The sequence below is a fragment of the Longimicrobium sp. genome (genome assembly GCA_036389795.1).
Taxonomy (GTDB): domain Bacteria; phylum Gemmatimonadota; class Gemmatimonadetes; order Longimicrobiales; family Longimicrobiaceae; genus Longimicrobium.
The window spans coordinates 1-10326 of record DASVWD010000240.1 but is presented as its reverse complement, the minus strand read 5'-3'; the positions used below and the strand labels follow the sequence as shown (position 1 = coordinate 10326).

12 protein-coding genes are annotated in these 10326 nt (G+C 70.4%); 3 read left to right on the top strand and 9 right to left on the bottom strand.

Annotation, left to right across the window (positions count from 1 at the left end; all coding sequences use genetic code 11):
* Positions 1 to 48 precede the first annotated feature (48 nt).
* From VF746_28260 to VF746_28245, 4 genes are all read right to left on the bottom strand, one after another.
* On the bottom strand, positions 49 to 660 hold the full coding sequence (locus tag VF746_28260) for a flavin reductase family protein (protein ID HEX8696345.1): 612 nt from the start codon (positions 658 to 660) through the stop codon (positions 49 to 51).
* Complete coding sequence (locus tag VF746_28255; protein HEX8696344.1) at positions 657 to 1307, bottom strand: hypothetical protein; 651 nt, start codon at positions 1305 to 1307, stop codon at positions 657 to 659. Before VF746_28255 ends, VF746_28260 begins: the two co-directional genes overlap by 4 nt.
* A gap of 147 nt (positions 1308 to 1454) precedes the next feature.
* On the bottom strand, positions 1455 to 1913 hold the full coding sequence (locus VF746_28250; protein ID HEX8696343.1) for a cupin domain-containing protein: 459 nt from the start codon (positions 1911 to 1913) through the stop codon (positions 1455 to 1457).
* Between the two features lie 87 nt (positions 1914 to 2000).
* Positions 2001 to 2432, bottom strand: coding sequence for a hypothetical protein (locus VF746_28245; GenBank protein ID HEX8696342.1), 432 nt, complete (start codon positions 2430 to 2432; stop codon positions 2001 to 2003).
* A 161-nt stretch (positions 2433 to 2593) separates the two neighbouring features.
* On the opposite strand from VF746_28245, the gene VF746_28240 reads away from it, so the two are divergent.
* Entirely contained in the window at positions 2594 to 3973 is a 1380-nt protein-coding gene (locus tag VF746_28240; protein ID HEX8696341.1) for an AAA family ATPase, read from the top strand.
* 7 nt (positions 3974 to 3980) lie between these two features.
* Entirely contained in the window at positions 3981 to 4649 is a 669-nt protein-coding gene (locus VF746_28235; protein ID HEX8696340.1) for a hypothetical protein, read from the top strand.
* Positions 4650 to 4664: 15 nt separating this feature from the next.
* On the opposite strand, the gene VF746_28230 is transcribed toward VF746_28235, so the two are convergent.
* A complete protein-coding gene (locus VF746_28230; protein HEX8696339.1) occupies positions 4665 to 5855 on the bottom strand; it encodes a phosphatase domain-containing protein in 1191 nt (396 codons plus the stop codon).
* A gap of 114 nt (positions 5856 to 5969) precedes the next feature.
* Between VF746_28230 and VF746_28225 the strand changes: the two genes are divergently transcribed.
* A complete protein-coding gene (locus tag VF746_28225) occupies positions 5970 to 7739 on the top strand; it encodes a hypothetical protein (GenBank protein ID HEX8696338.1) in 1770 nt (589 codons plus the stop codon).
* 58 nt (positions 7740 to 7797) lie between these two features.
* Here VF746_28225 and VF746_28220 read toward each other — a convergent pair whose 3' ends face one another.
* The 4 genes from VF746_28220 to VF746_28205 form a co-directional block, all read right to left on the bottom strand.
* A complete protein-coding gene (locus tag VF746_28220) occupies positions 7798 to 8145 on the bottom strand; it encodes a hypothetical protein (protein HEX8696337.1) in 348 nt (115 codons plus the stop codon).
* Complete coding sequence (locus VF746_28215) at positions 8129 to 8353, bottom strand: DUF433 domain-containing protein (GenBank protein ID HEX8696336.1); 225 nt, start codon at positions 8351 to 8353, stop codon at positions 8129 to 8131. The genes VF746_28220 and VF746_28215 overlap by 17 nt, the downstream gene beginning before the upstream one ends.
* 11 nt (positions 8354 to 8364) lie before the next feature.
* A complete protein-coding gene (locus VF746_28210) occupies positions 8365 to 8598 on the bottom strand; it encodes a hypothetical protein (GenBank protein HEX8696335.1) in 234 nt (77 codons plus the stop codon).
* 80 nt (positions 8599 to 8678) lie between these two features.
* Entirely contained in the window at positions 8679 to 10055 is a 1377-nt protein-coding gene (locus VF746_28205) for an MFS transporter (protein HEX8696334.1), read from the bottom strand.
* Positions 10056 to 10326 lie beyond the last annotated feature (271 nt).

The following is a 10326-nucleotide window of genomic DNA, read 5'->3' as shown; positions in this document are numbered from 1 at the left end:
GAATCGGCCGGGGCGGGTGCCCCGGCCGATTCGCTTCTCCGCGGGAACTCATCCGACCTGTGGCCGGGGGAGCGCCGGCATCTCGCCGATCAGGGCGTAGAGGTCGCCCCAGAGGCGGGCGACGGGGCGTAGCGCGGCCGTGTCGGCGAAGAGGGTTTCGGGGGCCAGGGGGATCTCGTCGGAGAGGCGGACGCGCAGCACCTCGCCGACCACCAGCGTGTTGGGCGAGCCCTCCAGCTCCACCACCTTGAAGACGCGGCACTCCAGCACCGCCGGCGCGCCCGCCACGTACGGCGCGTCCACCGACTCGGCGCGCGCGGCGGCCAGCCCGGCGAGCGCGAACTCGTCGACCTCCGGGCCGTACTCGCCGGAGGTCTCGTTCATCTCCCGCAGCTGCCCCTCGGCGACCACGTTCACGCAGAAGACGCCCGTGTCGAGGATGTTGCGCAGGCTGTCCTTCGGCGCGCCCTTGCGGCTGCCGATGGAGACGGAGACCAGGAAGGGCGTGGCGGAGACCGCGGCGAAATAGCTGAAGGGCGCCAGGTTCGCCTGCCCGGCCGCCGAGCGCGTGGACACCCACGCGATCGGGCGCGGCACCACCAGCGAGATCAGCAGCTCGTAGCGCTGCCGCGCGGTGATCGCGGCGGTGTCGAAGATCATCGGGAGGCGGCCAGCGCGCGCTCCAGCCACTCGCGGGCGTCGGCGGCCTCGTCGGGGGAGATGCCGTGGCCGATCGGGTAGTCGCGCGCCTCCAGGTCGGCGCCGGCCGCGGCGAGCGCGGCGCGCCCCTCCACCGCCAGCTCGAAGGGGATGCTGGGGTCGTGGGTGCCGTGCCCCCAGAAGAAGCGGGTGCCGCGCACCGTCTCCGGGGTGGGCGAGACGCTGGGGTGGTCGGCCAGGAAGCCGCTGAAGTTCATCACCAGCGGCGCGCCGCCCGGGTCGCGGAGCGCGTACGCCATCGACATCACCCCGCCCTGCGAGAAGCCGCCGAGCACCAGCGGCCCGGTGCGCACCGGGAGCTGGGCGGGAAGCTCCTCCAGGAACGCCGCCAGCGCGCGCTGCGAGGCCTCGAAGCTCTCCGGCTCGGGGCGGTTGCGGCCCAGGAAGCGGTACCACGCCCAGCCGGGGCCGTACCCCCAGGGCATCCCCGGGTGGGGCGCCTCGGGCGAGACCACCACCGCGCGGGGCGCCAGGTGCGGCGCCAGCCCCAGCAGGTCGAAGCGGTCGCTCCCCCGCCCGTGCAGCAGCACCACCAGCGGCGCGCCGTCCTCCGCCCCCTCCGGGACCACCTTCTCGAACCGCAGCATCCCCATCCTCCACGAAAAGACAACTGCTGGTCTCACGCAGAGTCAGCAGAGTCAGCAGAGTCAGCAGAGAACACATCGCTCGCGCGGTTTTCCTCTGCTACCTCTGCTTCCTCTGCGTGAGGCCAATCTGTTGACGTTGGAGGGGCGTCACCCCTTCCGCCCGCGCTCGACGAGCTCGCCGGTCTCGCGGTCGTAGTCGACGATGTGCTCCCACTCGCCGGCGTCGGAGCGCGCGACGACGGCCACCACGGGCTCGGTGTCGCTCAGGTTGAACACCTCGTGCGGCACCCCGGGCTCGATGAAGATGAAGTCGCCCGCCTCGTTCTCCACGCTGTGGCGCAGGTTCGGCCCGTACTCGTGCCGGACGCGGCCCTCCAGGATGTAGAGCATCACCTCGAAGCCCACGTGCACGTGCGCGTAGGCGACCCCGCCGGGCGGGATGGTGGCCACGTTCATCGAGAGCTGCCTGGCCCCCACGTTGGCGGCCGAGAGCCCCGTCTTGTAGCGGATGTTGTTCCACTGCCGGTGCGTGCCGCTGCCGCGCACCACGAAGATCCCGCCGTGCCCCTCCACCGCCCCCGTCTGCTCGGCCGCTGCCTCGGTCATGGCTTCCCTGCCCGGTGGCGATTCCCCGCGACGACCCGCGTCGTCCCGTACCCCGTACCCTCGTACTTCCGTACTCTCGTACTCGCCCTACCGCGCCGACTCCACCCCCGCCGACGGCGCGTCCCGGCCCTCGAACACCCCGCGGCCGATGGCGTGGATCCCCAGCACCATGAGCAGGAGCGCCAGCACGGCGCCGATCAGCCCCAGCGAGTACGCCCGCCGCGGGTCGCCCTGCTTGCGGGCCAGGACGCTCGCCGCGTGCACCGCCGCCGCGGCCAGGAGCATCATGGTCAGGTGGCCGATCAGCGAGGGGTAGAACACCCCCAGCGCCACCAGCACAATCCCCAGCACGATCTGCAGGTCCAGCACCCCGGCGAACACGGCCATCGCGGTCCGTGCCGGGCGGTCGTACGCCGCGCGCCGCGAGAAGAGGCCGGCGGCCATCACCAGCGCGGCGGCGATGCCGGCCAGCAGCACCAAGTAGCGCAGCCCGGAGTGGGCCTGGAAGATGAAGTTCATGGGCTCGGCTCAGGTGCGAGGAGCCGGCAATCTAGTCGATGCGGGAAGAAGAGAAAATGGTGGGTCGGGAGGTTCTGATCGCTTGTCATTGATTCATGGTTGCGAGTAGAATCTAGGGAGAGGGATGGACCGCGTCTCCCACCGCGTTGTGGAGCGGCTGAATGCTCACGAGGATCGAGATCGACGGGTTCAAGACGTTCGAGAAGTTCTCGCTCGATCTGGAGCCGTTCATGGTCGTCGTCGGACCGAACGCGACCGGAAAGTCCAACCTTTTCGACGCGATCCAGCTGCTCTCCCGTCTCGCCGTCGATGACCTCCGGACCGCGTTCAATGGTCTACGCGGAGAACCGCATGAACTGTTCAGGATTCAGCCGAGCGGAGAGCCGGGATCCCGGATGAGCCTTGCGGTGGAGGTGCTCCTGCACCGGACCGTCGCAGACCCGTGGGGGGGGACTGCCCGGGTTCGGCACACCCGCCTGCGATACGAGGTGGACCTCGAGCGGCGAACCGACGCGCGCGGGATTGAGCGGCTGGTGGTCGCGCGCGAGACCGCCGAGCCGATCCGCGGCAACGCGGACGGATGGAGACCTCATGGACGGTCTCCTTCGGCCGCGTTCAAGCGCGCATTCATGAGCTATGGAAGGTCTACTCCCTTCCTGTCGACGCAGGACGTGAACGGAATTCCCACCTTCCACATCCACCAGGACCCGACCGGCGGACGGAACCGCTCGGCGACCGCCGCGGAAACGACGATCCTGTCCAGCATCACGAGCGCGGAGTTTCCGCATCTCTTCGCTCTTCGGGAGGAGTTGAGGTCCTGGAAGTTCCTCCAGCTCGATCCGGGGGCCCTGCGCAAGCCCAGCCCGAAGAATGCTCCGGAGGTGCTGGAGCCTGACGGCTCGAACCTCCCGACCGTCCTCGCGAGGATCGAAGCGGAGACCCGCACCGAGCCTCGCCCGCATGGCGCGTTGACGGAAATCGGTGCCGACCTGTCACGGCTGATCTCAGGTGTCGCCAGGGTAGACGTGGAAGAGGACGAGCTTAACCGCAAGTTCCGCGTCAAGGTGCAGGTCGGTGGCGAGCATGCGTTCAGCTCGGGCGTGATCTCGGACGGAACTCTGCGCGTCCTGGCACTTCTGACCATGCTCCACGATCCCAAGCACTCGGGCCTGGTGTGCTTCGAAGAGCCGGAGAACGGAATTCATCCGGCCCGCTTGGAGGCGCTGATCGACATCCTGCGAGGAATGGTCACGCGCGCCGATCTGACCCATTACGACGAGCGCGCAGCGCTGACGCAAATGCTCCTGAACAGCCACTCGCCAGTCGTCCTTTCACACCTCGATGGTACCGAGGTGGTCTTCGCGGATACCGTGACGGTAGTTGATCCGGCAAGCAGAACCAGGAGCCGAAAGACGCGCATGCGCAGAATCGTTCCCGACGATCAGGGGGACCTGGGAATCGGGCAGCGTGACAGGGGTGGGTATGCTACACGTTTCGACGTTGCGCAGTATCTCAAAACCGTCGTACAGCAGGCAGGGTGACCGTTAGATGTCCTTCCTGGGGCTCGCGCTGTTCGCAGAAGGGTCGACGGACTACCGGTTCCTGGGCTCCCTGCTTCCACGCGTCGTGGAGGAAGTCTATCTCGCGAAAGGCGAACGTCCGCTGGAGATCGGCGATGTCGTGCCCCTGACCTCACCAGAAGAGCATAGAGACAGCACGCGCGAGGTGAAGATCGCCGAGGCCGCCAGGGTTGAGGCCGGCTCGTTCCACATCCTGTTCGTTCATGCCGACGGGGGGACCAGGCCAACCAGGGTGCGAGGCGAACAGGTCACGCCGGGCCTCGCCCGAGCTCTGGCCGAACTGGGGCCGGGCTATGCCGGAGTCGCGGTGATCCCGGTCCGGGAGATGGAGGCATGGGCGGTTGCCGATGGCAACGCATTGCGCGCTGCCTTCCGAACGACTCTCTCCGACGCTGAGCTCGGTGTCCCTGAACGGCCCCGGGACTGCGAGAGTCTCCGAGATCCGAAAGCGGTTCTGAACAGCGCCTTCGGGAATACCCTGCGTGGCTCACGCAGCCGCATAGCGAGCACCGCCGCAGGTTCTCTCCAGTTGATCGCAGAGACGATCGACCTGGCGCGGCTCGCGGACCTGCCTGCTTTCCAGTCCCTTCGCGGAGAGATCGAGCAGGCGCTGCGACACCTGAAATACATCCGCTGATCAGTATTCTCCCACCTACTCCCGCGGCTCCGTGCTCAGCTCGCGGTTGACCTGCTCGGTGCCCTCGGGGGAGGGCTCCTCTTCCTCCTCGGCGCGGGCCACGGCGCCGATCTCGGGGAGCGCGTTGGGCGAGATCCACCCCTGCTCGGCGGCGTGGCGGGCGGCCTCCAGCGTGTCCTCGGCCAGCACCAGCGCGCTGCCGGCGGCCTCCATCTCCTTCGCCAGCGCCTCGATGGCGCCCACCCGCTCGGGGTTCGGCGTGACGTTGCGGATGTAGACGGCCTGCACGCGGTCGGGGTTCTCGCGCACCACCTGCAGGTAGATCTCCGGGTCCTCCTGCCCGCTGTCGCCGATCAGCACGAAGTGGAGGTCGGGGAAGAGGCCCAGGATGCGGCGGATGGCGTCGAGCTTGTGCTCGGTGTTTTTCCCCGGCACCACGCCCTCCCTGGTGAGCCCCCAGTCGCGCAGGAGCAGCGGGCCCAGCGGGATCTTCTGCACGGTGAGGAAGTCGGTGAGCACGTCGTGCAGGTTCCAGGGGCTGCTGGAGACGTAGAAGATCGGGTTGAACGCCGTCTTCCCCGTCCCCTTCTCCAGCGCGCGGTAGAACGCCGCCACGCCGGGGAAGGGCATGCGGGTGCGCGCGTTGTGGAGGAAGACGTTCTTCATCATCCGGAGCGTCGAGGTGACGTCGGTGCGGATGACGGTGTCGTCCAGGTCGCTGATGACCCCCAGCGCGCACCCCGGGGGCGGCACCAGCACGCTCGCCTGCTCGCGCACGGGCTGGTCGCCCTCGCGCGGGTGGGCGAGCTCCAGCTCCAGCGTGTGCCAGAGCGCGGACGCCGAGAAGTGCGGGCGCGGCTCCACCCAGCACTCGAAGTACCCCTCGTCGTTGGCGGCGACCTCGTGCTCGCCGCCGGGGAAGCGCACCACCACGCGCGCGCGGGGGACCTCGTCGCTCTCGAAGCGCCGCACCATCGCCGCCAGGTTCAGCCACGGGCTGTCGTGCTCGGTGGAGGGCTGCACGGGCGGGCTCCGGAGCACGCGGCCGCGCACGTACGCGCGGTCCGGCCGGCCGAAGGTGCGGTACGCCTCGATGCGCGGCCGGTGCTCGCTGCTCCCCATCAGCCCCAGCTTGCGGCGCCCCTCGTCCAGCGTGGTCTCCACCCGGTGCGCGACCTTCTCGATCGCCCGCTTCCAGTCGGCCATCCGTGCCTCCGTCCGTCTCCCCGCGCCGCCCGGGCACCTTCCGCCGGACGCCGCCCGCGAGTATTCTTCCCGCTTCCGACCGCAACCTGCGCGCCCCCGCCGCGACGCCGCCGCATGCCCGCCGCCCGCCACCCCGCGAAGTCCGCCAGGTCCCGCCCGAAGGAGAGGCCGCGCCCCGCGCCCGCGCCCGCCGGCCCGGGGTGGGCGCCGCGCCCGTGGCAGGTGGCGCTGGCGCTCGGGGTGCTGCACGTGCTGCTGACGCTCATGGCGCTCAACCCCGCCCCGCACCTGGGGGGCGACAACGCGGCGTACCTGGCGCTCGCGCGCTCGCTGCTGGAGGGGCGCGGCTACGTGGAGCTGTGGGACCCGGCGCTGCGCCCGCACACCCAGTTCCCCCCCGGCTTCCCGGCGATCCTGGCCGTGGCGATGCTGCTGGGCGTGAAGCCGTGGGTGGGCTTCAAGGTGCTGGTGGCGGCGTTCTCGGGGGTGGCGGTGGCGCTCTCGTACGCCTGGGCGCGGCGGGTGAGTGGCCCCGGCGTGGCGCTGGGCGCCGGGCTGCTGCTGGCGGTCGGCCCGGGGGTGATCGACCAGAGCCAGCTCGAGCTGTCGGACGTTCCCTTCTGGGTCTTCACCATGCTGGCGCTCTGGGCGTTCGCCCGCTGGTCCGCCGCGGCCGGCGAGCCCGCCGCGTCTCCCGCGGCAGCCGCACGCCCGGGCGCGGCGGCGGTGGCGGCGGACGACGCGCGGCCGGCGCCGGCGTGGTCCGCGCTGAAGTGGGTGGCGCTCGCGGCCGTGGCGACGCTGCTGGCGCTCTTTACCCGCTCGGCGGGGCTGCCGCTGGTGGTGGCGGCGGCCGGGTGGCTGGCGCTCCGGCGCCGCTGGCGCGAGCTGGCGCTCTTCCTGGCGGTGGTGCTCCCGTTCGCCGTCGCCTGGGCGGTGCGGCAGCGGCTGGCGGCGGGCGGGGGCGCGTACGTGACGCAGTTCTGGCTGAAGGACCCGTACCGGCCGGACCTGGGGACGATCGGCGTGGGCGGCCTGTTCGCGCGCGTGGGCGAGAACGCGCTGAAGTACGTCGACTGGCACCTGCCCTCGCTGCTGGCGGGACTCCCCGAGCACCCGGTGCTGATCGCGGCGGCCGCCGCGCTGGTGCTGCTGGCGGTGGCGGGGTGGGCGCGGCGCCTGCGCCGGCCGGGCGTGGCCGAGCTGTTCGTCCCCCTCTACCTGGGGCTGATCCTGGTGTGGCCGGAGGAGTGGGCCGACTCGCGCTTCCTCCTCCCCGCGCTCCCGCTGATGCTGGTGTACGCGGGCGAGGCGCTGGGGCTGGCCGGCGAGCGGCTGGGAAGGCGCCGGCTGGTGGGCGCGGGGGCGGCGGCGCTGCTGGTGCTGGCGGCGGTCCCGGGGTTCGCGAAGCAGGTGCGCAGGGCCGAGGAGTGCCGGGCCGAGTACGCCGCGGGGAACCACTTCTCCTGCCACGCGCCGGTGTTCGGGACCATCTTCGTGGTGGCCGAGCAGGTGCGCGGGCGGCTCCCCGAGGGGTCGGTGGTGCTGTCGCGCAAGCCGAGCCTCTTCTGGGCGATCTCGGGCTACCCGTCGCGCCTGTACCCGTTCGACGCCGGCGCCGACGGCTTCTTCGCGGCGGCGGCCGCGGCCCGCGCCCGGTACATCGTGTTCGACCAGACGCAGGAGTTCACGCGCTTCATGCGCCCAGTGGTCCTCGCGCGGCGCGACCAGTTCTGCCTGATGCCGGAGATCGGGACCGAGATGGCGGTGCTCGCCCGCATCGGCCCCAACCCGCCCTTCCCGCCGGGCACCGCCCCCGACGTCTTCCGCATCTGCGACGCCCCCGTCCCGCCGGACGAAACGGCTCCGGCGCCGGCGCGCTGACGCGATGAACGCGAACGGGCCGGGGGAGCGCCCCCGGCCCGTTCGTATTCGGGCGTTCTCAAGCCGAAGGTGGTGCGCGCAGGTGGATGATTTCACCCGGTTGTACCGTGTCCAAAGCGGTTGCGATAGCCGGAGCCAGAGGCGCGAGCTCTTGGATGCGTGCCCGATGCGCGTGCAGCACGACCAATCCGATCCCAGAGCGCGGGATGTTCTGTTGGTACTCCATCCGGCGGTCTATCGTGACCAGCGCACCGAAGCCGGATTCCCGCATCCGCTGGAGGAGCACGCCATTCTTCAGCCCCTTCCAGCCCTCGTCGGCGACGGTGCGCACGACGTGCCGCGGGCCGGCCTGGGCGATCAGTTCGGCGAGGTCGGCTGGAACCTGCTCGTCAAGCAGCGCGCGCAAGGTGTTCCAGAGCCTCCGCCGCCTGTTCTAACGCCGCTACCGCCTGCTCGCGGCTGACCGTTGGAAACGAGCGCAGGAAGTCCTCCAGGCTGTCACCCGCCGACAGATAATCGATGAGGTTCTGGAGGGGTACGCGAGTTCCGGCGAACACCAGTGTGCCGCCGAGGATGTCCGGGTCGCTATGGACCACGCTCTTGGTCTCGGACATGGTACTCACCTTCATCGGTTGTAATCGGTCTCTCGCCATTCGAGCGGAACGACCTCAAGAACTCTTTCGAGCCTGGCCATCGCCCGAGGTCCATAGTTGATCCGGCGCAGCATCTCGACGTGGCGGAGGCGCTCGGCGGGGGAGCGTGAATGCCAGTACCGCTTCTCGTCCGAGTCCTCGAACAGCGGAACGACCGAGAGGGCCGTCCGATCCAGTCGTATCGAGGGAGGAACGGGATCGTTCATGGGGTCTTCACCTCGGGATTCACGAAACTACCGTCCTGACTGGGCTCACGACGGAATCTAAAGAGATTGGCCTCCATCCGTCACTCTTTCTCCCGCGGCGCCTCCCCCTCCTCCCCCCGGTCGGCGGCGCTCCACTGCCTCGGCTCGTCCGAGACGGGCTGGAGGATCACGAAGCTGGCGACCACCAGCAGCAGCAGCACGAACACCCCGATCCCCTGGCCCACGCGCGGCAGCATCCCGCCCCGCTCGACGGTCAGGTGCGTGATCAGCGCCCAGATGGCGGGGCCCACCACCGCCGAGAAGCGACCCACCATCCCGTAGAGCCCGTAGAACTCGCCGATGCGCGCGGGCGGGGTGAGGCGCAGCATGTACGGCCGGTCCGCCGCCCAGATGCCGCCCAGCGAGACGCCGGCGCCGGCCGCCACCACGTACAGGCACCACAGCGGCAGCCCCACGATCCCGATCACCCCCGCGAAGGCGAAGACCGCCATCCACGAGAACAGCACCAGGTTCAGCGTGCGCTTCGGCCCCAGCCGGTCGGTGAGCCGCCCCCAGGCGAAGCCGCCCGCCACCGCGAAGGTGATGGCCGACATCATGATCAGCCGGGCCTGCGCCTGGCCCTGCTCCTCGGTGAGCCCGGTGCCCACCGCCACGTTCACCGTGTAGAGCGCCATGATGGCGATCACGGTGTTGATCGGGTCGGTGTAGAAGACGCGCCCCACCAGGAAGCGCAGCAGGCCGGGGTAGCGCTGGGTGGAGCGCAGCGTCCGGAGCGTCTGCGAGGTCGACTCCAGGATCATGCGCCGGTCGATCGGGCGCGGGCGGGGGTTGCCGCGCTCGCGCACGAACAGGAAGCAGGGGATGGCGAAGACCAGGAACGCCACCCCGATCGCCAGGAAGAGGAGCGCCTTGTTTTCGGTGTCGATCAGGAAGCCGAGCCCCACGGCCAGGAACGAGCCCAGGTAGCCCACGCCCACGCCGATCCCCCCGATCTTCCCCCGGTTCTCCTCGGTGCTCACCTCGGGCAGCATGGCGTCGTAGAACTGCAGCCCCGCCTGGTACGCCACGTTGGCCACCACGAAGCACGCCACCGTGGGCCAGAAGCCGAAGCGCGCCAGCACCATGGTGAAGGCCACGCAGACGAGCGTGCTGGTGACCAGGAACGGCATCCGCCGCGGCGCCCGGTCCGTCATCGCCCCCAGGAGCGGCGAGACGAAGAAGATGATGGCCATGGAGGCGGCCGTGATCGTCCCGTACACGCTGTCGGCGCGCTGGGGGCCCACCTCGTCGCGCACCCAGAGCGAGAAGTAGAGCGACACCACGCCCATCGAGAAGATGGTGTTCGCCAGGTCGTACAGGACCCAGCTGGCCACCGCGCGCGGGGTGATCACGTGCGGGCGGCGGGCGGGCGGGTCGGCGGCCGGGGGCGGCGGCGGGGCGAGGTCGGACTCGAGCATGGACACGGGGCGGCGGGTTCGGGAGCGGCGGCGGGGCAGGACGACGGAAAGCTAGCGGCTTCCGGCCGCGCGCACACCCTTTATGCGCGAGGCGTCCAGCGCGTCCCGCCCGACCCGCTCCCCGCGCACCCCCTCCGGCAGCCTCGCCGTCCGCACGGAGCCGAAGAAGTGCACGCCGATCCTGTCGATCTTCCAGGGATGGTTCCGGATGGATTCCGCTCCTCCGGCGAGGGAGCCCTCAAACGGAGTCGACGGAGTCGACGGAGTCGGC